At 68.8% G+C, this 20,635-nt stretch carries 20 protein-coding genes; 5 read left to right on the top strand and 15 right to left on the bottom strand.

What is annotated here, in order from left to right:
* Window positions 1–5 precede the first annotated feature (5 nt).
* The 5 genes from ftsH to dacB form a co-directional block, all read right to left on the bottom strand.
* Window positions 6–2,084: an ATP-dependent zinc metalloprotease FtsH gene (gene ftsH / locus AB4Y80_RS05490; protein ID WP_442212459.1), complete on the bottom strand. Its 2,079-nt coding sequence runs from the start codon at window positions 2,082–2,084 to the stop codon at window positions 6–8.
* A gap of 141 nt (window positions 2,085–2,225) precedes the next feature.
* Entirely contained in the window at window positions 2,226–2,777 is a 552-nt protein-coding gene (hpt, locus tag AB4Y80_RS05495; protein ID WP_442212461.1) for a hypoxanthine phosphoribosyltransferase, read from the bottom strand.
* A 65-nt stretch (window positions 2,778–2,842) separates the two neighbouring features.
* Window positions 2,843–3,880 (bottom strand): tRNA lysidine(34) synthetase TilS, encoded by a 1,038-nt coding sequence (gene tilS / locus AB4Y80_RS05500; protein WP_442212585.1) that lies wholly within the window; start codon window positions 3,878–3,880, stop codon window positions 2,843–2,845.
* A 72-nt stretch (window positions 3,881–3,952) separates the two neighbouring features.
* On the bottom strand, window positions 3,953–5,116 hold the full coding sequence (locus AB4Y80_RS05505; RefSeq protein WP_442212587.1) for a zinc-dependent metalloprotease: 1,164 nt from the start codon (window positions 5,114–5,116) through the stop codon (window positions 3,953–3,955).
* A 64-nt stretch (window positions 5,117–5,180) separates the two neighbouring features.
* Window positions 5,181–6,596 carry a D-alanyl-D-alanine carboxypeptidase/D-alanyl-D-alanine endopeptidase gene (gene dacB / locus AB4Y80_RS05510; protein ID WP_442212462.1) on the bottom strand — a complete coding sequence of 472 codons (1,416 nt, stop codon included), beginning with the start codon at window positions 6,594–6,596 and terminating at the stop codon, window positions 5,181–5,183.
* 176 nt (window positions 6,597–6,772) lie between these two features.
* Between dacB and AB4Y80_RS05515 the strand changes: the two genes are divergently transcribed.
* Complete coding sequence (locus tag AB4Y80_RS05515) at window positions 6,773–7,261, top strand: inorganic diphosphatase (RefSeq protein WP_442212465.1); 489 nt, start codon at window positions 6,773–6,775, stop codon at window positions 7,259–7,261.
* Between the two features lie 122 nt (window positions 7,262–7,383).
* Here the strand turns inward: AB4Y80_RS05515 and AB4Y80_RS05520 are convergent, their stop codons facing one another.
* Entirely contained in the window at window positions 7,384–8,238 is an 855-nt protein-coding gene (locus AB4Y80_RS05520) for an HAD family hydrolase (protein WP_442212467.1), read from the bottom strand.
* Window positions 8,239–8,362: 124 nt separating this feature from the next.
* Entirely contained in the window at window positions 8,363–9,640 is a 1,278-nt protein-coding gene (serS, locus tag AB4Y80_RS05525) for a serine--tRNA ligase (protein WP_442212469.1), read from the bottom strand.
* A gap of 51 nt (window positions 9,641–9,691) precedes the next feature.
* On the opposite strand from serS, the gene AB4Y80_RS05530 reads away from it, so the two are divergent.
* Window positions 9,692–10,759: a diacylglycerol/lipid kinase family protein gene (locus AB4Y80_RS05530; RefSeq protein ID WP_442212471.1), complete on the top strand. Its 1,068-nt coding sequence runs from the start codon at window positions 9,692–9,694 to the stop codon at window positions 10,757–10,759.
* A 27-nt stretch (window positions 10,760–10,786) separates the two neighbouring features.
* Here the strand turns inward: AB4Y80_RS05530 and AB4Y80_RS05535 are convergent, their stop codons facing one another.
* The 4 genes from AB4Y80_RS05535 to AB4Y80_RS05550 form a co-directional block, all read right to left on the bottom strand.
* Window positions 10,787–10,960, bottom strand: a complete 174-nt coding sequence (locus AB4Y80_RS05535) for a hypothetical protein (protein WP_442212473.1) — start codon at window positions 10,958–10,960, stop codon at window positions 10,787–10,789.
* 153 nt (window positions 10,961–11,113) lie between these two features.
* The gene (gene pheA, locus AB4Y80_RS05540) at window positions 11,114–12,049 is read right to left on the bottom strand and encodes a prephenate dehydratase (RefSeq protein WP_442212475.1); all 936 of its coding nucleotides are present in this window, start codon (window positions 12,047–12,049) and stop codon (window positions 11,114–11,116) included.
* 38 nt (window positions 12,050–12,087) lie between these two features.
* The gene (locus tag AB4Y80_RS05545; protein WP_442212477.1) at window positions 12,088–12,414 is read right to left on the bottom strand and encodes a rhodanese-like domain-containing protein; all 327 of its coding nucleotides are present in this window, start codon (window positions 12,412–12,414) and stop codon (window positions 12,088–12,090) included.
* Window positions 12,415–12,532: 118 nt separating this feature from the next.
* Entirely contained in the window at window positions 12,533–13,060 is a 528-nt protein-coding gene (locus tag AB4Y80_RS05550) for a DUF4190 domain-containing protein (RefSeq protein WP_442212479.1), read from the bottom strand.
* A 169-nt stretch (window positions 13,061–13,229) separates the two neighbouring features.
* Here AB4Y80_RS05550 and pgm point away from each other — a divergent pair, with 169 nt between their 5' ends.
* Window positions 13,230–14,885, top strand: coding sequence for a phosphoglucomutase (alpha-D-glucose-1,6-bisphosphate-dependent) (gene pgm / locus AB4Y80_RS05555; protein ID WP_442212481.1), 1,656 nt, complete (start codon window positions 13,230–13,232; stop codon window positions 14,883–14,885).
* 107 nt (window positions 14,886–14,992) lie between these two features.
* Here pgm and AB4Y80_RS05560 read toward each other — a convergent pair whose 3' ends face one another.
* The gene (locus AB4Y80_RS05560) at window positions 14,993–15,928 is read right to left on the bottom strand and encodes a cation diffusion facilitator family transporter (protein ID WP_442212482.1); all 936 of its coding nucleotides are present in this window, start codon (window positions 15,926–15,928) and stop codon (window positions 14,993–14,995) included.
* 53 nt (window positions 15,929–15,981) lie between these two features.
* Between AB4Y80_RS05560 and AB4Y80_RS05565 the strand changes: the two genes are divergently transcribed.
* Together AB4Y80_RS05565 and AB4Y80_RS05570 are read left to right on the top strand one after the other, a co-directional pair.
* Window positions 15,982–16,290: an ArsR/SmtB family transcription factor gene (locus AB4Y80_RS05565; RefSeq protein ID WP_442212484.1), complete on the top strand. Its 309-nt coding sequence runs from the start codon at window positions 15,982–15,984 to the stop codon at window positions 16,288–16,290.
* A 108-nt stretch (window positions 16,291–16,398) separates the two neighbouring features.
* Window positions 16,399–17,703: a uracil-xanthine permease family protein gene (locus AB4Y80_RS05570; RefSeq protein WP_442212485.1), complete on the top strand. Its 1,305-nt coding sequence runs from the start codon at window positions 16,399–16,401 to the stop codon at window positions 17,701–17,703.
* Here the strand turns inward: AB4Y80_RS05570 and AB4Y80_RS05575 are convergent.
* The 3 genes from AB4Y80_RS05575 to AB4Y80_RS05585 form a co-directional block, all read right to left on the bottom strand.
* Window positions 17,700–18,815, bottom strand: a complete 1,116-nt coding sequence (locus AB4Y80_RS05575; protein WP_442212487.1) for a glycerate kinase — start codon at window positions 18,813–18,815, stop codon at window positions 17,700–17,702. The genes AB4Y80_RS05570 and AB4Y80_RS05575 overlap by 4 nt on opposite strands.
* A gap of 63 nt (window positions 18,816–18,878) precedes the next feature.
* Window positions 18,879–19,658 carry a glycerophosphodiester phosphodiesterase family protein gene (locus tag AB4Y80_RS05580; protein WP_442212489.1) on the bottom strand — a complete coding sequence of 260 codons (780 nt, stop codon included), beginning with the start codon at window positions 19,656–19,658 and terminating at the stop codon, window positions 18,879–18,881.
* Between the two features lie 7 nt (window positions 19,659–19,665).
* Window positions 19,666–20,466 (bottom strand): HAD-IIB family hydrolase, encoded by an 801-nt coding sequence (locus AB4Y80_RS05585; protein WP_442212491.1) that lies wholly within the window; start codon window positions 20,464–20,466, stop codon window positions 19,666–19,668.
* Between the last annotated feature and the right edge of the window lie 169 nt (window positions 20,467–20,635).

The following is a 20,635-nucleotide window of genomic DNA, read 5'->3' on the forward strand; positions in this document are numbered from 1 at the left end:
ATACGTTATCGGGGCTGGCCCGGAGGTTGCTCCCCGTTGCCCGGGCCCAAATCCATGCCCGGGGCACGCCGCGGCGCGTCCACCTCGCCCTGCAGGTGTGCCTTGGCCAGCTGGTCCTGCGGGGCCACCGTTTCCGGGGCGGGATCGCCGGCGGCCAGGGCGTCCCGGCGCTCCTTCGCCGTAACAACGGGCGGGAGGTTGGAGACCGGGCGGGACTCCTTGGACAGCCACACCTCGCGCTGCTCCGGGCGGCGCAGGTCCACGAAGATCTGGGCAATTTCGGCCTGGTTGAGCGTCTCGCGATCCAGCAGTTCCAGGGCCAGCCGGTCCAGCACGTCCCGGTTGTCGATGAGCGCCGCGTAGGCCTCGTCATGGGCCTGGTCAATGAGGCGGCGCACTTCCTCGTCGATGATCGTGGCCACCGATTCGGAGTAGTCGCGGTCGTGGCCGGCGTCGCGGCCCAGGAACGGCTCGCCGCCGCCGGAACCCAGTTTCACCGCGCCGATGCGTTCGCTCATCCCGTACTGGGTGACCATCTTGCGGGCGATGCCRCTGGCCTTTTCAATGTCGTTGGAGGCGCCGGTGGAGGGGTCGTGGAAGACGATTTCCTCCGCCACGCGCCCGCCCATGGCGTAGGCCATCTGGTCCAGCAGCTCGTTGCGGGTCACCGAGTACTTGTCGTCCTCCGGGACCACCATGGTGTAGCCCAGGGCGCGGCCGCGGGGCAGGATGGTGATCTTGGTGACGGGGGCGGTATTGTGCATGGCCGCGGCGACCAGGGCGTGGCCACCCTCATGGTAGGCGGTGATCTTGCGCTCAAGTTCCTTCATGACGCGGGTGCGCTTTTGCGGCCCGGCCATGACGCGGTCGATGGACTCGTCCAGGGCGCGGTCGTCGATCAGCTGGGCGTTGGAGCGGGCCGTCAGCAGCGCGGCCTCGTTGAGCACATTGGCCAGGTCCGCACCCGTGTAGCCGGGCGTCTTTTTCGCCACGGCGTTCAGGTCAACGCCGGGGGCCATGGGCTTGCCCTTCGCGTGGACCTTGAGGATTTGTTCGCGGCCCAGCCGGTCCGGGGCCTCCACGGGGATCTGGCGGTCAAAGCGGCCCGGGCGCAGCAGGGCCGGGTCCAGCACGTCGGGGCGGTTGGTGGCGGCGATCAGGATGACGTTGGTCTTCACGTCAAAGCCGTCCATCTCCACCAGCAACTGGTTCAGTGTCTGCTCGCGCTCGTCGTTGCCGCCGCCGATGCCGGCGCCGCGGTGCCGGCCGACGGCGTCGATCTCGTCAACGAAGATGATGGCGGGGGCGTTGGTCTTGGCCTGCTCAAACAGGTCGCGGACACGGGAGGCGCCCACGCCGACGAACATCTCGACAAAGTCGGAACCGGAGATGGAGTAGAACGGCACCCCGGCCTCGCCGGCCACGGCACGGGCGAGCAGCGTCTTGCCGGTCCCGGGCGGGCCGTACAGCAGCACGCCCTTGGGGATCTTGGCCCCGACGGCGGCAAACTTGCCCGGATCCTGCAGGAACTCCTTGATTTCATGGAGTTCCTCGACGGCCTCGTCCGCGCCGGCAACGTCCGTGAACGTCACCTGCGGGTGGTCCTTGGTGATCAGCTTGGCCTTGGACTTGCCAAATTGCATGACCTTGCTGCCGCCGCCTTGCATGCGGGAGAACAGGAACCAGAAGATCAGCCCGATGAGCACGAACGGGATCAGCAGCGAGAGCATGCTCGTCCAGAAGTTGTTGCTGGCGGGCTGGTCGTCAAAGCTGGCCAGGTTGGCCTTGTCGATGGCGTCCACCATGCTGGGGGCGCGGTAGCCGCCGTAGAAGAACTGGACGTCCTTGCCGGCCTTCGTGCCGTCGGCGGTGGTGTAGTCGCTCTTGAGGACCATGTCCACGCGGCCTTCGGAGCCGAAGATCTTGGCGCTGGCCACCTTGTCGGTGTTCAGCAGGGTCAGGGCCTCGGAGGTCTTGATGCTGGTCTGGCTGGTCCCGGTGAAGGTGGCCAGGGCCGCCCCCACGAGCAAAACGACCACAATGATCCAAATAAAGGGACCCTTGAAGAGTTTCTTGACTTTCATGTGTTCGAGGCCAGGCCCCGTCCCTCCCGCTCAACCAACTTGTTTGCAACTTCGGCACGCTTGCGCGCCCGTGGTACCGGCCGTACACCGTTTCACATCACTCACGTATGGGAAAGGGCAATAGTTCCCCGTGGGCGGCGATTATTCGTAAATGTGCGGCGCCAGCGTGCCGATAAAGTCCAGGTTGCGGTACTTTTCGGCGAAGTCCAGGCCATACCCCACCACAAATTCGCTGGGGATCTCGTAGCCGACGTACTTGACGTCGATTTCCACCTTCGCGGCGGCCGGCTTGCGCAGCAGCGTACAGATTTCCACCGAGGCCGGGCCGCGGGAAATCAGGTTGGCCTTGAGCCAGGACAGGGTCAGGCCGGAGTCAATGATGTCCTCGACGATGAGCACGTGCTTGCCCATGAGGTCGGTCTCAAGGTCCTTCAGGATGCGCACCACCCCGGAGGACTGGGTGCCGGAACCGTACGAGGAGACCGCCATCCAATCCATGGTCACGTGGCTGTGCAGGGCCCGGGACAAATCAGCCATGATCATGACGGCACCCTTGAGCACGCCAACGAGCAAGACGTCGCGGCCGGCGTAGTCCGCATCGATCTGTGCGGCCAATTCGGCAACACGCTCCTGGATTTGTTCTTTGGTGTAGAGAACGTGCTTCAGATCGGCTTGGACGTCTTGTGAATCCACCAATGGCTCCTGATTGTTTTGGACGATGTGACTGATGTACTTGAGGAGCACGGCGGCAAGCAGTGCTAGTCGTTGCGCCTCAGGACAAGCTTCCCATAGCCCGCACCCTCTTGCGGAACGCCCTGGCTGCGTGAAATTCGGTAGGCGCCAACTTTTCCGGCCATTTGCACGGGCCCGGCCGAGCCCTTCCGGTCCAGCAGCGCCTCCGCCGCCTGCAGCCTTTCGAAGCTGGGGGCCGCCCCGCCCAGTGCGACGACGGCCCGCGCCAACACGCGCATCCGCAGGGCCGGGGCCAACTGGCGCAGCGCGTCTTCGGCGAGGCGCACCTCCGCCAGGGGCGCCCCCGCTGCCGTGGTGGCCGGCCCCCTCGACGGTTCGGCGATCCGGGTGAATTCCCGCTCGGCCAGCTCATCGAGCAGGTCGGCGTCGTAACCCAAGATGGTGGCCGAGCGGGCCAACGACTCGGCCACGCCGGGGCCCAGTTCCCGGGCCAGGAACGGGAGCACGTCGCCCCTGACCCGCACGCGCAGATAGGCGGGGTCAGCGTTGGCGGGATCGTGCCAGGGTTCAAGGCCCAGCGCGTCGCAAATCGCCAGCGTCTCCGCCCGGCGAAGGCCCAGGAACGGGCGCAGGTAGATGCCGCGGCGTTCGCGCATGCCGGCCAGGGACCGGGTGCCGGAGCCGCGGGCCAGGCCCAGCAGCACGGACTCGGCCTGGTCGTCCATGGTGTGTCCGAGCAGGACGGCCTCGGCCCCGAGGTCGCGGGCCGCCGCGTCAAGGGCGTCAAAGCGGGCGGCGCGGGCCGCCGCCTCCGGACCGGCGCCGTCGTGTCGGACGTCAACCGCACGGACCTCCACCGGGTCAAGGCCTAGGGCGCGCAGCGTTTGCGCCGTCGTCGCGGCAACCTCGGCGCTGCCCGGCTGCATCCGGTGGTCGACCACGACGGCGCCGACGCGAACCTCCCCGCGGGTGGCAAGGAACCCGGCGACGGCGGCCAGGGCGAGGGAGTCGGGGCCCCCGCTGCAGCCGACCAGGATCAGCGGCGGGTTCGCGGCCGGGTGGTATTTGCCGGTGGTGCTCACGTCCAGCAGGGCCGCCACCATGGCCCGGGCCTTGCCCACGGTCGGGTCCAGGCGCCGGCGGGGCCGGGTGGCGGGGGCGGCCTGTTCGGCCACCTACAGGCCCATCCGGTCGACCCAGAGGCGGGCGTTGTGGATTTCGGGTTCGGTGGGCAGGTTTTCCGCCCGGGTCCAGACGGTGTTGAAGCCGTCCAGGCCGGCAATTTCGACCACGTCGCGCACAAATTTGGCGCCGTCGCTGTATTGCCGCATTTTTGCATCCAGCCCCAGGAGGTTGCGAATGAACTTCTCCAGGAGGCCGCGGTCCTTGCCGCGGTTGTTGAAGCGCTGGCGGATGGTGCGCACCGTGGGCACGATGCGCGTGTCCACGCCGTCCATGACGACGTTGGCGTGTCCCTCCAGCAGGCTCATGACGGCCGTGACGTGGGACAGGGCGGCCTTTTGGGCCGGGTCCGCCAGCAGGTCCAGCACCCCGCCGCGGCTGGGGACGGACGCGTCCCGATCCCCGGCACTGCGCTTGCCGGCCAGCTGCTTGACGGTCTGCGCGAGGCGTTCGCCCAGCTTGTCGGAGTCGCCGACCAGCAGCTCGCCGAGTTTTTCAATCTCGGCCAGCATGTGGTGGCGCAACCAGGGTGCGGCGGCGAATTGCACCCGGTGCGTTTGTTCGTGCAGGCACACCCAGAGCCGGAAGTCGGCCGGGTCCACTTTGAGTTCGCGTTCGACCGTGATGATGTTCGGCGCCACCAGCAGCAGCCGGCCGCCGGAGGCTGCCGGAGCCGCCGGGCCGGCGGGGGCCAGGGCGGAAAAGGGGTCGTACTGGCCCAGGACCTTGCTGGAGAGGAACGCGAGCGCGGCGCCGAGCTGGGCCCCCGTCACGGTCCCGCTCACGGCGGCCACGGACTTGCCGGCGGCGGCCTGTTTTGCGGCCAGGGCGGACATGATGGGGTCCATCATGACGGCGAAGCTTTGGGTGTTGGCCTTGGCCCAGGATGCCCGGTCCACCACCAGCACCTCGGAGTCGCGCAGGTCCCGCGCCGCCTCCAATTTGCTGATGTCGTGCACGTACGGCACGGATTTCTCCGCCATCGTGCGCAGATTCTCCACCGCCGAACCGATCTCCGGGCCGCTGAGCATGGGACCGGCGGCGGCCAGGCCGGCCGCCGTTCTTGCCGCCAGCTCCCAGTTGACGAGGCTGCCGCCGGGGGTCTCCGGGCTCGATGGTGTGGCGTATGTGCTGCTCTGCTGGCTCATGCTCACCATCAGATCATAGTTGCCTGACAAGTCCCCCACCGCCCCGGGCCGCGGCCCGCCCGGTCCCGTGCGGTCAGCTCCTGGCGAGGACGGCGGCGGCGGCGTCGATGGCGGGCAGGGCCGTGGCCGGGCCGCCCCGGAGCTTGTTGCCCATGATGGAAAAGACCAGCAGCCGGCCCTTGGTGTTCACCACGTAACCGGTCAGGGTGGCCGCCTGGTTGAGCGTGCCGGTCTTGGCCCGGACGACGCCGGCGCCGTCGACCGTCTCCGGGCCGGTGAAGCGCCGCTCGAGCGTCCCGGACAACGCGGCGATGGGCAGCCCGTCCAACGCCCGGGCCGGGTCCGATTCGGGGTGCGCCAGCATCAGGGCGACGGCCGCCGCGAGCTGCTTGGCGCTGACAAGGTTGCCGGGGGCCAGCCCGCAGCTATCCGCGATGACCACGCCGTTCAGGTCCAGGCCAAGGCCGGCAAGGACGGACCGGATGCCGGCGGCAGCACCGGAGTAGGACGGCTCGGCACCCTGTTTCACGGCCACCATCCGGCCCAGGACCTCGGCCAGGTAGTTGTCCGATTCCAGCAGCAGATAATCCACCTGTTCGGCCACCGTGGCGGACTGGGCCGTGGCCAGCACGGTCGCGGCCGGCGCCGCGCCGGCCCGGGAAACGGTCGGGGCGACCACCACGCCGGTGTCCTCCAGGGCCGCGGCGAAGGCGGTGGCCACGGCGTCGGCGGCATCCTGCGGGCGGGGGCCGCCCGTGGTTCCCGGCGCCTGCCGGCCGGCATACAGGGCCATGGGGTAGATGGGCGCGATTTCCCCCGCGTCCACGTCGCCGGAGAGCCACTTCGGGTTCAGGGTGGGTCCGGTGAACAGGGAGTCGTCGAAGCCCACCGTGACGGGGCCCTTGATGCCGGCGGCGGCCAGCGCGGCGGCCGTGTCCTTGGCCAGGGAGGCCAGCCCGGCGTGGCCCATGACGGCGGCGGGGTCGCTCTCCCCCGCGGCCAGCATGGCGTCGCCGCCGGCCTTCAGGACGATGGTGGCGGGCGCATTGCCGGCAACCACCCTCGTGCTGAACCGGGTTTGGGCGCCAAGCGTCTTCAACGCGGCGATGGCGGTGAGCAGCTTCAGGTTGGACGCGGGGGTCCGGGCCGTCTCGCCGTTGCGTGAGTACAGGGTCTTGCCGGTGGACGCATCGGCAACATAGGCGCTGAAGTCTCCTGCGCCGTCGAACGCCAACGCCGCCCCCAGCTTGGCGGACAGCGCGGCGGCATCCGGCAGCCCGGCGGAGGTGGCCAACGGGCCGATCCCGGACACGGCACCCAGGGACGTGGGTGCCAGCTGGGCTGCCGGGAGCACCGGCGCGGTGGCGGGATTCGCGGGGAGCAGGGCCGGGACCAGGTTCATCCCGGTCGGCACGGTCACGGCGGCCAGCGCCACGAGGAGCAGCCCGGTCGTCACCGCTGTTGACGTACGGCCCATCGTTCTGGTCATTCCTTCACGGCTGGTGCGGGGCCCGGCGCGGGGCGCGTGATCGGGCACGGGACATCCCGTACGGGAATACACGGGTGAGTTTCGGCGCAGCAAAAAGCGCCTATATCCTCATACTAGACGTAATTTCAGCGCAACGGCCGCCTCAGGGCGCCCAGCACCCATGTAAGGAGCACCAGATGAAGCATGACGTCACCATTGAAATCCCGCGCGGATCCCGCGTCAAATATGAGGTCGACCACGAGAGTGGCCGCGTCCGCCTGGACCGTGTGTTGTTCACCTCAATGCAGTACCCCACGCACTACGGCTTCTTCGACAACACGCTGGGCGAGGACGGCGATCCCCTGGACGCGCTGGTCCTGCTCCAGGACTACGATCTGCACCCCGGCGTCGTCGTCGATGCCCGCCCCATCGCCGTGTTCAACATGACGGACGAGTCCGGCGGCGACGCCAAGGTCCTGTGCGTCGTGGATGACAAGCGCTTTGACCACATCCAGGAAATCTCCGACGTGGACGAGTTCCTGATCAAGGAGATCGAGCACTTCTTCACCCGCTACAAGGACCTGGAGCCCGGCAAATGGGTCAAGGCCGAGGGCTGGGCCGACCGCGCCGCCGCCGAGGCCGAGCTGGCGGCCTCCATCAAGCGCTTCGAGGCCACCGGGCACTAACCCCCTTCGTGAACTGGCCCGCAAAAGATGTCGAAAAATCGCGAAAATCGCCCGTTTCTCGACATGTTTTGCGGGTCAGTTTTTCTATTGCGCGGGGCTGGGGACGGGGAGCCGGGGACGCGCTAGAGGAGGCTGCGCAGGACCGCGGCGGCGCCGTCGTCGGACACGGAGGCGGTGACCTCGTTGGCGGCGGCCCGCACGGCCGCCTGCGCCTGGCCCATCGCCACACCCCGGCCGGCCCACCGCAGCATTTCGATGTCGTTGCTGCCGTCGCCCACGGCCACGGTCCGGGAGCGGTGGATGCCCAGCCGGGCGCGCAGCTTCTCCAGGGCCGAGGCCTTGGTGACGCCGGCCGCGGCAATGTCCAGCCAGGCGCTCCAGCCGACGGCGTAGGTAACCCCGTGCAGCCCGGCGGCGGAAATGGCGGCGGCGAACTCGTCAGTGCTGGCCTCCGCGCTGTTCACCACCACCCGGACGGCCTCCGTGTCCAGGAGGTGGCCGAAGTCCACACCGCGGGCCTCGATGCCGAAGCTCGCATCCTGGAATCGGGAGGTGGAGAGGAAATTCCCGTGCGCGTCCTCCAGGGCGAACCTGGCGCCGGGGATTTTGTCGCGCAGGGTGGTCAGGGCCGCCCTGGGGCTGAAGGTGACCTTGTCCAGGACCTCGTAGCCGCGCTCCAGATCGGGGTCCAGGCGCAGTGTCACGCCGCCGTTGGAACACACGCCGTAACCGCGGACCACGCCGATCTGCGCCACCACCGGAAGCAGTGCGCCCACGGAGCGGCCGGTGGCAATGATGACCTCGTGCTCGGCGTCCACCACGGCCATGGCGGCCGCCCGGACGGAGTCGCTCATGTGGCCATCGTGATCCACCAGCGTGCCGTCCACGTCCAGTGCCACCATGAATTGTGCAGCTGCCGGGGCTGCGATTGCCTGGTCATCGATGCCAGGGACGGCCGTATTTGCGGTCATAGTCATATACCCAGTGAACCAGTTGGGCGCATCCGGCACGAAGCCGCCACCCCTTAAAGAAGTGAACTCCGGGTGAATACTCACAGCCTCTTCCACAGTGTGAGTATTCACCCGGCGTTCACGCGGGCGGCTACAGGACGGGGAAAACGTCCATCCCGCCCAGGTACGGGCGCAGCGCGGCCGGGACGTTGACCGAACCGTCCGCGTTTTGGTGGTGCTCCAGGATGGCCACGATCCAGCGCGTGGTGGCAAGGGTCCCGTTCAGTGTTGCCACCGCCCGGGTGCCGGCCTTGCCGCCGTCCTCGGCGAGAACCCGTTCGCGCACGTTCAGCCGGCGCGCCTGGTAGGTGGTGCAGTTCGACGTCGACGTCAGCTCGCGGTAGGCGTCCTGCGTCGGCACCCAGGCCTCGCAGTCAAACTTGCGGGCGGCGGAGGTGCCGAGGTCGCCGGCGGCCGTGTCGATGACCCGGTACGGCAACTCCACCTTGGCCAGCATCTCCTCTTCCCAGGCCAGCAGGCGCTGGTGTTCCTCGGCGGCCTTTTCGACCGTGGTGTAGACGAACATCTCCACCTTGTTGAACTGGTGGACGCGGATGATGCCGCGCGTGTCCTTGCCGTGGGAGCCGGCCTCGCGGCGGTAGCAGGAGGACCAGCCGGCGTAGCGGAGGGGCTCGTCCACGCCGATGATCTCATTGCCGTGGTACCCGGCCAGGGCCACCTCGGAGGTGCCCACCAGGTACAGGTCGTCGTCGGCGAGACGGTAGATCTCGGCGTCGTGCTTGACGTCAAAACCGGTGCCGGCCATGGTCTCGGGCAGCACGAGGGTGGGGGTGATCATGGGCACAAACCCGGCCGCGATGGCCTGGTCCATGGCCATCTGCAGCAGCGCCAGCTCGAGCCGGGCGCCCACACCGCGCAGGAAGTAGAAGCGCGAACCGGAAACCTTCGCGCCGCGTTCCATGTCGATGGCGCCGATCAGCTCGCCGATCTCCAGGTGGTCGCGCGGGGCAAAGTCAGGGAATTCGCGCGGTGTGCCAACCGTCTTGACCACGATGAAGTCGTCCTCGCCGCCTTCGGGCACGCCGTCGGAAATCAGGTTCGGCAGGGCCCGGACCAGTTCGTCCGCCCGCGCCGCGGCGGCGTCGGCCGCGGCGGAGGCGGCCTTGACGCGCGCGGCCAGGTCCTTGACCTCGGCCAGCAGGGCCTGCTTCGCCTCGCCCTTGGCGGCGGCGACCTTCTTGCCGTACAGGTTTTGCTCGGCGCGCAAGGCCTCGTAGCTGCTGATCGCGGACTTCCGGGCGGCGTCGGCGGTGATGATGTCATCCACCATGGACGGTTCGGCCCCGCGAGCCTTTTGGCTGGCACGGTATTTATCGGGATTTTCGCAGAGGTCTCTTACATCGATCACCGTCTAAGCGTAACCAATCAAAGCAAGTCGACCCGCTATTGTTAGAGAATCATGCCGACTGAAGCACTCGTTATCATCATTGCGGCCGCCGTCCTTCTTGCTGCCGGGTTCAGCTGGTGGGGCGTGCGCAAGCTCGCGCAAAAACATACCCGCAGCGCCGCGGCGGATTCCCCCCACAAGATCCATGCCGCGCAGCAAAAGGTCGCCTTCATCTACAACCCGACCAAGACCGGCGCCGCGGCCGCCAAGACCCTGCTCCTGCGCTCCACCACCCTGGCCGGCTGGCCGGAGCCGGAGTTTTTGGAAACGACGGCGGCCGACCCCGGATTTGCCATGGCCCGCCGGGCGCTGGACCACGGGGCCGACGTCGTTATTGCCGGCGGCGGCGACGGCACCGTCCGCGCCGTGGCCCAGACCCTGCGGCACACCGAGGTGCCGCTGGCGATCATCCCGCTGGGCACCGGCAACCTGCTGGCCCGGAACCTGGACCTGGATGTCACCGATGTTGCCGGCAACGTGGAAATCGCGCTCTTTGGCCACCAGCGGCACATCGACGCGGGCCTGATGGAGCTCGAGGACGAGGTCACGGGCGCCGCATCGCGGCAGTCGTTCATGGTCATCGCCGGGCTGGGCATGGACGCCGAGGTCATGAACGACACCAACAGCAGGCTCAAGGAATCCGTGGGCTGGCTGGCCTACAGCGAGGCCGGGCTGCGCCACATGGCCGGGCGCCGCAAGAAGGTCAGCATCGCCCTGGACGACCAGCCCGCCCAGCAGCGCAAGGTCCGCTCGGTCCTGTTCGCCAACTGCGGGCTGCTGCCCGGCGGCATCGACTTTGTGCCGGATGCGCTCATCGACGACGGCGTCCTGGACGTGGTGGTGGTCAGCCCGCGCAGCGCCATCGGCTGGGTGGCGATGGCGGGCAAGGTGGTGTTCCAGCACAAGAGCCGGCTGCCGGTGATCGACTTCTACCGCTCGCAAAAACTGGTCATCCGCACCGTGTTGCCGGTGCAAACACAGGCCGACGGGGACCCCTGCGGCACCGCCACCGTGGTCAAGGTCAGCGTGGAACACAAGGCCGTGCTGGTGCGGGTGGCCGCCCCCAACCACCCGGCCTGAGCCCCGCCGTCGAAAATCACGGCCGGTTTAGTCGGTTTCGGGGCGCAGCGACTGCTCCTTGATCAGGCGCTCCTCTTCGTCAAAGCGCAGGTCGTTGGCCTCGTCACCTTCGTCCCCCACGGACGTGTCACGGCCCTCGTCCCTGGTGGGGTTGACGATGATGCCGTCGGGATTGCTCTTTGCGGCTTCCTGCGGTTCCATCCTTCAGTCGCCTCTTCCCTGCCTTGCTCGCACGCGTCGTGCGCACTTTGCCCACGATGCTCTCGCGTAGATATGGAAAGCATAGGCGCGCTCCGGGCCGGCGGAAAGGAAAACCTCGGGATGATTTGCGAGCCGGCCCAATCCGGCAGCGACTCAGCCCAGCAGTGATTCAACCCACAGGGTGGCGTCCCGGAATGACGCATCGGAGTTGTAGGGGCGAATCAGCGGCGGCTGCTTGTCCGCCCGCGGGTAGGACCCCAGGAAGCGCATTTCCGGGCTGACCCGGTGCAGTCCGCGCAGGGCGTCGGCGACCCGGGCGTCACGGACATGGCCGTCCACGTCCACGCTGAAAATATAGTGGCCCAGGAACTGCCCGGTGGGCCGGGACTCGATGCGGCTGAGGTTGACCCCGCGGCTGGCGAACTGCTCCAGGATGGCCATCAAGGCACCCGGGTGGTCCTCCGGCAGCGGAATGGCCACCGTGGTCTTGTCCGCCCCGGTGGGCGCGGGCAGCACCCCGGGTGGCCCGACCAGGATAAAGCGGGTGACCGCCCCGATGTTGTCCTCGATGCCCGTGGCCAGCACGTTCAGGCCCGTGCGCTCGGCCACCAGCGACGCGCACACTGCCGCCTGAAAGCCCGGGCGCTCCCCGAGGAGCTCGTAGGCCGCCGCGGCCGTGGAGTTCACCGAGACGTGCACGGCGTTGGGCAGGTGGTCCCGGAACCAGTCGCGGGTCTGCGCCCACGCGTGCGGGTGCGTGCCCACCCGGGTGATGTCGGCCAGCGCCACGCCGGCCGGGGCCACCAGGACAAAGCTGACGGGTACCACCACCTCGTTGAGGATTCGCAGCTCCATGCCGGTGGAGATCGCATCGAGGGTGGCCGGGACGCCGCCCTCGATGGAATTCTCGATCGGCAGCATCGCCGCGCAGGCCGTGCCCGCCCGCACCATGGCCAACGCCTCGGCGGCGGTGCCGGCCGGCACCCGGTTCCCGGCGGCGGCCTCCGGAACCTGGAGCAGCGCCGACTCGGTGAAGGTGCCTTCGGGCCCGAGGAAGGTGAACGGCAAGGAGGAGGGCGCGGTGGTCATGGATGTCCTGTCGGAAGAAGGTGCAAAAGCGTGCGGGATTACAGGACGCGCGGGGTTTGGCCGTTTTCGGCGATCATCGGCTTGTCCGCCTCAAACCACGCGCCCATGCCGCCCGCCACGTTAAAGGCGGTGTAGCCGTTTTCGGTCAGCCAGGTGGTGGCGCGGAAGGAGCGCCCGCCGGTGCGGCAAATGACGTTCACGTCCGTATCCGGGTCGAGGTCATCCAGCCGTTCGGGCAGCTGCTCCAGCGGGATGTGCAGGGCGCCCTCGATGTGCCCGGCCTCCCATTCGTAGTCGTCGCGCACGTCCAGGATCACCGCGTCCTGGCCCAAGTCGCCAACGGTGACGTTCATGATCTCTGACATCGGGTTCTCCTACGCAATCGAAAAGTGCCTGCCGCTTAAGCCTAGCGCCGCCGGGCCCCGGACCCATCATTGCCGCGCTTCCCGGCATCCGCCCGCCGGGGTCCGGCTGCCGGCCCGTTTAGAGGGCTGTCACGGCGGACGAGTAGCCGGTGGTGGCAGCGCCATCGGTCAGGGCCGCGTACAGGTAGATGCCGAGGGCATAGATGGCGAGGTAAAGCACCAGGGCAAGGTAGCTGGTGATCAGCCCCGTGATGGAGAAGGGCTTGCCCTGGGGGCTTTCCCTGCGCAGGCCGATGTGTCCCAGTACGATCCCCACAATCTGCGGGACGATCAACCAGCCGGCCAGGAAGAGCGAGCCCAGGCCGATGATCATGCTGGCCAGGCTCAGCCCGCGTGGTCCGGTGGTGTCGAGGTAGCCGGGGCCGCCCTGATGGCTCGTGGGCGCCAGGTAGGCCGGTTGGCCGTAGTGCGGCTGCCCGGGCTGGCCGTAGGAGCCATATCCACCGTGCGCCGACGGGACCGGGTAGCCGGACGGCGGGGCGGGGTACCCGGCCGGCGGGACCGGCTGCTGGGGCGGCCCTCCGGGGGGCGTGTACCCCGGGCGGGTTCCTGAATACGGTTGCGGCTGGTCAGGCTGATCCGACACGGCTGGCTCCTGCTGAGATGGTGCCCTCGGTCCGAGGCGAGGGCGGGAAAGGAAACTTGCCTCCCATCGTAGTCCAGCCTGCGGGGCGATCGCCGGGGCGGGTACCCAATCGCGGCAACCCCATGGCAAACGGGTGCGAAATTGACGCGGATTCTGGCATGCTGGGGACATGGCTAGCCGCGCGGGCACTCTTGCCCTACCCCAGGACCTTGTAGATCTCACCGCATTGTTGGATGCGTACTACGATCTAAAACCGGATCTGGGCAACCCGGCGCAGCGGGTCGTCTTCGGCACCTCCGGGCACCGCGGCAGTTCCCTGAAGTCCTCCTTCAATGAGGACCACATCGTGGCCATCACCCAGGCGATTGTGGAATACCGTGCGGGCCAGGGCACCACCGGCCCGCTGTTCATGGGCATGGACACGCATGCCCTGAGCGGGCCGGCGCAAAACTCGGCGCTGGAGGTGCTGGCCGCCCACGGGGTGCGGGTGCTCATCGACGCCCGCCACGCCTACACGCCCACCCCGGCCGTCTCGCACGCCATCCTCAGCCACAACCGGGGGCGCACCGGTGACCTGGCCGACGGCATTGTTATCACGCCGTCGCACAACCCTCCCGGCGACGGCGGATTCAAGTACAACCCGCCCCACGGCGGTCCGGCGGACTCCGATGCGACCGGCTGGATCGCCAACCGGGCCAACGAACTGCTCGAGGCCGGCCTGCGCGGCGTGCGGCGCGTGCCGCTGGCCGCGGCCATGGCGGCGGAGTCCACCGGCAGCTTTGACTTCCTCTCCGGCTATGTCGATGACCTGCCCTCCGTGCTGGACCTGGACGCCATCCGCGACGCCGGCGTGCGCATCGGCGCCGACCCGATGGGCGGGGCGTCGGTGGATTACTGGGGTGAGATCGGCGAACGCCACCACCTGGATTTGACCGTGGTCAACCCCACGGTCGATCCGCAGTGGGCGTTCATGACGCTCGACTGGGATGAGAAGATCCGCATGGACTGCTCCTCTCCTTCGGCGATGGCATCGCTGATCAACAAGGTGACCGCTTCAGCCGGCGGCCCGGCCCCCTATGACATTGCCACCGGGAACGACGCCGACGCCGACCGGCACGGGATCGTCACCCCCGATGCGGGGCTGATGAACCCCAATCATTACCTGGCCGTCGCCATCTCCTACCTCTACACGCACCGCCCGCTCTGGCCGGCGACCGCCGGCGTCGGCAAGACCCTGGTCTCGTCCTCGATCATCGACCGGGTGGCCGCCGACCTGGGCCGGCGGCTGGTGGAGGTCCCGGTGGGCTTCAAGTGGTTCGTGCCCGGGCTGCTGTCCGGGGAGGGCGTGTTTGGCGGGGAGGAGTCCGCCGGGGCGTCGTTTGTAAAGATGGACGGCTCCGTGTGGACCACGGACAAGGACGGGATCCTGCTGGCCCTGCTGGCGTCCGAGATCACGGCGGTCACCGGCAAGTCACCCTCGCGGCACTATGGCGAGCTGACCGCCCGCTTTGGGGCGCCGTCGTACGCGCGCATTGACGCGGCGGCCACCCGGGAGCAAAAGGCCGCGCTGGCCAGGTTGTCCGCCGCCGACGTCACCGCCACGACCCTGGCCGGGGAGCCCATCACGGCCAGGTTGACCGAGGCCCCCGGCAACGGCGCGCCCATTGGCGGGTTGAAGGTGACCACCGAGAACGCCTGGTTCGCCGCCCGCCCCTCCGGCACCGAGGACGTGTACAAGATCTACGCGGAATCCTTCAAGGGCGACGCCCACCTGGCCCAGGTCCAGGCCGAGGCGAAGGCCCTGGTGGACGGCATCATCTCCTGACCCCTCATGCCAAGTGACCCGCAAAAGATGTCGAAAAATGGCGCGATTTCGCCATTTTTCGACATCTATTGCGGGTCAGTTGCGGCGGGGGGTCACTTGTGCGGGGGCTAGTCGTGGACGCCGGATTCGTGGCGTGAGTGGCCCACGGGTTCAAGCTGGAACGTGGAGTGCTCCACGCTGACCTGGAAGTGCCCGGCCACGCACTGCTGGAGCACGGCGAGCATCTGGGCGGCGTGGCCGTCGTGGAAGCATTCCTCATCCACCACCACGTGCGCGGAGAGGACCGGCAGCCCGGTGGCGATTTGGCTGGCGTGCAGGTCGTGGACCTCCCGGACGTGCTCCTGGGCCAGGATGTGCTCGCGCACCTTGGCCAGATCCAGCCCGGCCGGCGTGGATTCCAGCAGCACGTTGACAGTCTCCCACAGCAATTTCACGGTGCGCGGCAGGATGAGCGCGCCAATGAGCATCGCCACGACGGCGTCCGCCTGCAGCCAGCCGGTGGTGGCGATGACGACGGCGGCAATGATGACGGCCACGGATCCCAGGGCGTCGTTGAGGACCTCCAGGAACGCGGCACGCATGTTGAAGTTCCGCCCGCGCCCGCCCATCAGGACAAACAGCGAGACGACGTTGCCGACCAGCCCGATCACGCCGAACAGGATCATCTCGCCGGAGGCGATCTCGGTCGGCCGGAACAGCCGCTGCACGCCCTCGACAAGCACGATCAGCCCCACGGCCAGCAGCACCGCCGCCTGTGCCGTGGCTGCCAGGACCTCGGCCCGGGCAAATCCCCAGGTCCGGCGGTCGGTCGACGGACGCGCCATGAGCCGGGCCGCGACGAGCGCCATGGCCAGTCCCCCGGCGTCGGTGAGCACGTGCGCGGAATCAAAGAGCAGCGCCAGCGAGCCGGTGATCAGCGAACCGATGACCTGCAGGGCGAAGACGACCAGCGTCACGCCCAGGGCCACGGCGATCCGGCCCTGATGGGTGGCGCCCGGCGCACCCGCAGGGGAATGGCTGTGGGAGTGATCGTGACCGGTCATGGCTCAATGGTACAGCCATTGGTGAATCCATCACTGCGTGTACCATGTTGAGAATGAAGCCCATTAGCAATGCGGCGGTGCTGGCACGATTCGGTTACGCCATCTCCGATCCCACCCGGGCCCAAATCCTCATGGACCTCGCTTCCGGGCCCAACTACCCGGCCGCGCTGGCGGCGAAACTGGAGGTTTCGCGCCAGAGCATGTCCAACCATTTGTCCTGCCTGCGCGATTGTGGGCTCGTGACGGCCGTGCCCGAGGGGCGGCGGTCGCGCTATGAACTCACCCACCCCGCGCTGGCCCACGCCCTGAACGACCTGCTCGGCGTGGCCCTGCTGGTCGACCCCGAGCACGAGCCCGGCTAACCCCGGCTAACCCGACTAACACTGCACGGCGCCCCGGCGGGATGCCGATATTCTTATTCGCGGGTCATACACATCACTCGCGCAGAAAACGCGGCGGAAAGGCACACAATGAGCTTGCTGGGCACAAAATGGACCGTCCACGGGGATGGTAAGGCGATCAGGCCGGGGCAGGTGGTCTCGCCGCAGGAGCGGTTGAGCTGGCCGCGGACCATCGGCATCGGCCTCCAGCACGTGGTGGCCATGTTCGGTGCCACGTTCCTGGTCCCCATCCTCACGGGCATGCCGCCGGCCACCACCTTGTTCTTCTCCGGCATCGGCACCGTCTTCTTCCTGGTCCTCACGCGCGGGAAGGTGCCCAGCTACCTGGGGTCCAGCTTCGCGTTCATCGCCCCCATCATGGCTTCGCAACAGGAGTTTGGCGTGGGAGGTGCGCTGGGCGGGGTGGTGATGGCCGGCGTCGTGCTGGCCCTGATCGGGCTGCTGGTGCAAAAGTTCGGCGCCGCATGGATCAACCGGCTCATGCCCGCCCCCGTCACCGGCGCCATCGTGGCGTTGATCGGCCTGAACCTGGCGCCGTCGGCGAAGGACAACTTCCTCAAGGCCCCCGTCACGGCGCTGGTCACCCTGGCCGTGATCATCCTGGTCAGTGTCATCTTCCGCGGCATCCTGGGCCGGCTGTCCATCCTGGTCGGCGTGGTGGTGGGCTACCTGGTCGCCGTCATGCGCAGCGAGGTGGACTTCTCCAAGATCCACGACGCCGGCTGGATCGGGCTGCCGCACTTCCAGACGCCCACCTTCCATGTGGCCATCATCGGCCTGTTCGTGCCCGTGGTCCTTGTGCTGGTGGCGGAAAACATCGGCCACGTGAAGTCGGTGGCCCTGATGACCGGCGATGACCTGGACCCGTACGCCGGCCGGGCCATCTTCGCCGACGGCGTCGCCACCACGCTGGCCGGCTTCGGCGGCGGCTCCGGCACCACCACCTACGCGGAAAACATTGGCGTCATGGCCGCCACCAGGGTGTACTCCACCGCCGCCTACTATGTGGCCGCCTGTGCCGCCCTGCTGCTGAGCTTCTCCCCCAAGTTCGGCGAGATGATCGCCACGGTCCCGGTCGGCGTGCTGGGCGGCGCGGCCACGCTGCTGTACGGGATGATCGGCGTCTTGGGGGTGCGCATCTGGGTGCAGAACAAGGTGGACTTCTCCAACACGATCAACCTGACCACGGCCGCCGTCGCGTTGATCGTGGGCGTGGCCGACTACACGTGGGTGGCGGGCAGCCTGCAGTTCGCCGGGATCGCGCTGGGCACGGCCGCGGCGCTGGTGGTCTACCACGGCATGAGCGCCCTGGCGAAGTGGCGCAGCACGGTGGCCGATCCGCTGACACCGGAAAGCGAACCCGCCGCCCGCTAAATGCCGTTGAGCGCCTCCGCCGTCGCCAGGGCGGTGTAGCGGGCGGCGTTGGCCAGCGCGGCCTCGGCGGAGCGGGCCACGTCGGCGGCGCTGACGGCGGACACCACGCCGTGGGCGGCCAGTTGCGCGGCCGTCACGCTGATTTGCCCGGCCACCACGACGACGGGCACCCCCCGGGCATGCGCGGCGTCGGCCACGCCGATGGGCGCCTTCCCGGCCAGTGACTGGGCATCGAGGAACCCTTCCCCGGTGATGACCAGGTCCGCGTCGGCCAGGGCGGCGTCCAGGCCGATCAGCTCGGCCACGAGGTCAAAGCCGCGTTCGATGCTCGCGTTGGCGTAGGCCGTGAACATGGACGGGAACCCGCCGGCCGCGCCCGCCCCCGGACCATCGATGTCGACGCCGGTGCCGGCCCGCACCAGCGACGCCAGATGCCTCAGGCCGGCGTCGAGCCGCTCCACGGCGTCGGCGTCGGCACCCTTTTGTGGGGCAAAAACATGCGCGGCGCCGGTGAAGCCAAACAAGGGGTTGTCCACGTCGACGGCCAGGCGGATCCTGGCCGCCGCCAGCCGCGGGTCCAGCCCGGAGGCGTCGACGGCGGCCACCTCCAGCAAGGACCCGCCGCCAAGGGGCACCAGGTTCCCGTGGGCATCCACCAGCTTCAGGCCCAGCGCGCGCAGGGCCCCCGTGCCGGCGTCGGTCATGGCCGAGCCGCCCAGGCCGATGACGATCTCGGTGGCGCCGGCGTCCAGCGCCGCGGCAATGAGTTGTCCCGAGCCGTACGAATGCGCGCGCAGCGCATTGTCCACGGTGGGTTCGGCCAGCAGGTACCCGCTGGCCTGGGCCGTCTCGATGACGGCCACGTGCGCGTCGGGGTCCAGCGCCCAGGCCGCACCGACCGGCTTGATGATGGGCCCCACCACGGCGTTGATGCGTTCCTGGAAACCCGCGGCGACGGCGGCCGCCAAGGTCCCCTCGCCGCCGTCGGCCACCGGAAGCGCCGTCACCACGGCGTCCGGGTAGACGCGCAGCGCACCCTCGCTCATGGCCGCGGCCGCCTCGACGCCGGTCAGCGTGCCCTTGAATTTGTCCGGTGCAATCAAAATTCGCATGCTCCCATCCTGCCAGCAGGCGCGCCCGCCACCTCCAGAACCGCCGCCGGGACCGCAGGCCGGTCAGGGCCAGTAGCCGCGCTCGCGCATGACTGCGGCCAGGAGGTCGGCCCGGTCCGTCATGATCCCGTCCACGCCGAGGTCAAGGAGGCGGTGCATGTGCGCCGGATCGTCAACGGTCCAGACCTGCACCCGCAGCCCCATCCGATGCGCGCGGGCCACGAAACGGCGCGTGACCAGCGTGCGGCCCCTGTACGTCGGGGGCACCGCCAGCACGTCCACGCGCGGCAGGAACAGGCGCACCAGCGGCCGCGGCAGCCAGGGGCCCAGCAGCGCAAACGCCGCCAGTCCCGGCTTCCCCGCGGCGCTGGCCACGGGCCGGGACAGGAGCGCCAGCACCCGCAGCCGGCGCCGGTCCGAAAAGGAGGCCACGCAGACCCGCTCATGCAGCCCGAACTCCTCGATGGCGGCGGCCAGCGGCGCCACCGAGGCGGCGTCCTTCACATCGATGTTGAAATGCGCCTCGGGCAGCGCCCGCAGCAATTCCGGCAGCGTCGCAATGGGCTCCCGGCCGCCGATCAAGGCCCGGCGCACGACGGCGTACGGCAGTTCGGCGATCAGCCCGCCCCGGTCGGTGATCCGGTCGAGGGACGGGTCGTGGAAAACGACGGTCACCCCGTCGGCGGTGGTGTTGATGTCGGTTTCCAGGTATGAGTAGCCGAGGCCGACGGCCGCGCGGAACGCCGTCAGCGAGTTTTCCAGCCCGTCCAGGGAGAAGCCGCGGTGGGCGATGGCCAGCGGCACCGGCGAGTCCAGGTACGCCCTGGCGGGCGGCGGCCTCATGGCGGCGTTACCGCAGCGCCGCCAGGCGGGCCTCGATGACCTGGGCCACGCCGTCATCCTCAAAGAGCGGGGCGGTCAACCGGGCCGCGGCCAGGGCCTCCGGGTGGCCGCCGCCCATGGCGTAGCCGGCGCCGGCCCAGCCGAGCATCTCGATGTCGTTGGGCATGTCCCCGAACGCGACGACGTCCGCGGGTGCAATGCCCCGGGCGGCGGCGTATTCGGCCAGCGTGACGGCCTTGTTGATGCCCGGCGGGCCCATTTCCAGCATCGCGGACCGGGGCGCCGAGTGCGTGACCGCCAGCAGGCCGCCGATCCGCGGGCGGACCAGTTCCAGGAAGTCGTCGGGGGAGCCGTGGTGGACCACCGCCAGCAATTTGATGATCCCGCCGTCCGCCATCTGCGGCAGCAGCTGGGTCGGGACCACCGCGGCGGCCAGGGGCGCGTCGGGCTTGAGGAATCCGGGCTCCACGTGGAGGCCAGTCAGGCTCTCCAACGCGAAGTAGGGTTCGGGCACGAGCCCACGGACGATGGCGCGGACGTCGGCCACCACCTCCCACGGCACGAGGTGGGAGGCCGTGACGGATTCGGTGGCGAGGTCGTAGGTGACGGCGCCGTTGGAGCAGATCACGGTGCCCAGGTGGCCGATCCTCTCCCGGATGGGGTCCAGCCAGCGCGGCGGCCGGCCGGTGACGAAGACGATGTCCACCCCGGCGTCGGCGGCATCCTGGAAGGCGGCCACGGTGCGGTCGCTGATCTTCCCGTCGTGGCCGAGGATGGTCCCGTCGATGTCGCTGGCAATTAAACGCATACCCACAGGCTATCCAAGTTCGGCCGATAAGGTGGTGGGCGTCGCGTCCGCCCCGCGACACAGACCCTCGCCCGCCACAACGCTGCAGCCCGGCACCTCTCTCGCGGGCCCGGGTCGTCCCCGTGAACGGCGGGAATGAGGTTCCTCCCCGGGCCTCTGGCCGTGGCAT

It is taken from the genome of Specibacter sp. RAF43, from assembly GCF_052114065.1.
GTDB lineage: Bacteria > Actinomycetota > Actinomycetes > Actinomycetales > Micrococcaceae > Specibacter.

What these genes read in the sequence shown, in the direction of transcription:
- AB4Y80_RS05515 (WP_442212465.1), top strand. Translation starts at nt 6,773, where the DNA reads ATGAAGCATGACGTCACCATTGAAATCCCGCGCGGATCCCGCGTCAAA.
- AB4Y80_RS05505 (WP_442212587.1), bottom strand. Translation starts at nt 5,116, where the DNA reads ATGGTGAGCATGAGCCAGCAGAGCAGCACATACGCCACACCATCGAGC.
- AB4Y80_RS05580 (WP_442212489.1), bottom strand. Translation starts at nt 19,658, where the DNA reads ATGAGGCCGCCGCCCGCCAGGGCGTACCTGGACTCGCCGGTGCCGCTG.
- AB4Y80_RS05585 (WP_442212491.1), bottom strand. Translation starts at nt 20,466, where the DNA reads ATGCGTTTAATTGCCAGCGACATCGACGGGACCATCCTCGGCCACGAC.
- pheA (WP_442212475.1), bottom strand. Translation starts at nt 12,049, where the DNA reads ATGACCACCGCGCCCTCCTCCTTGCCGTTCACCTTCCTCGGGCCCGAA.
- AB4Y80_RS05530 (WP_442212471.1), top strand. Translation starts at nt 9,692, where the DNA reads ATGCCGACTGAAGCACTCGTTATCATCATTGCGGCCGCCGTCCTTCTT.
- AB4Y80_RS05575 (WP_442212487.1), bottom strand. Translation starts at nt 18,815, where the DNA reads ATGCGAATTTTGATTGCACCGGACAAATTCAAGGGCACGCTGACCGGC.
- AB4Y80_RS05565 (WP_442212484.1), top strand. Translation starts at nt 15,982, where the DNA reads ATGAAGCCCATTAGCAATGCGGCGGTGCTGGCACGATTCGGTTACGCC.
- AB4Y80_RS05560 (WP_442212482.1), bottom strand. Translation starts at nt 15,928, where the DNA reads ATGACCGGTCACGATCACTCCCACAGCCATTCCCCTGCGGGTGCGCCG.
- AB4Y80_RS05570 (WP_442212485.1), top strand. Translation starts at nt 16,399, where the DNA reads ATGAGCTTGCTGGGCACAAAATGGACCGTCCACGGGGATGGTAAGGCG.
- dacB (WP_442212462.1), bottom strand. Translation starts at nt 6,596, where the DNA reads ATGACCAGAACGATGGGCCGTACGTCAACAGCGGTGACGACCGGGCTG.
- AB4Y80_RS05545 (WP_442212477.1), bottom strand. Translation starts at nt 12,414, where the DNA reads ATGTCAGAGATCATGAACGTCACCGTTGGCGACTTGGGCCAGGACGCG.
- AB4Y80_RS05535 (WP_442212473.1), bottom strand. Translation starts at nt 10,960, where the DNA reads ATGGAACCGCAGGAAGCCGCAAAGAGCAATCCCGACGGCATCATCGTC.
- tilS (WP_442212585.1), bottom strand. Translation starts at nt 3,880, where the DNA reads ATGGTGGCGGCCCTGCTGGACGTGAGCACCACCGGCAAATACCACCCG.
- AB4Y80_RS05520 (WP_442212467.1), bottom strand. Translation starts at nt 8,238, where the DNA reads ATGACTATGACCGCAAATACGGCCGTCCCTGGCATCGATGACCAGGCA.
- pgm (WP_442212481.1), top strand. Translation starts at nt 13,230, where the DNA reads ATGGCTAGCCGCGCGGGCACTCTTGCCCTACCCCAGGACCTTGTAGAT.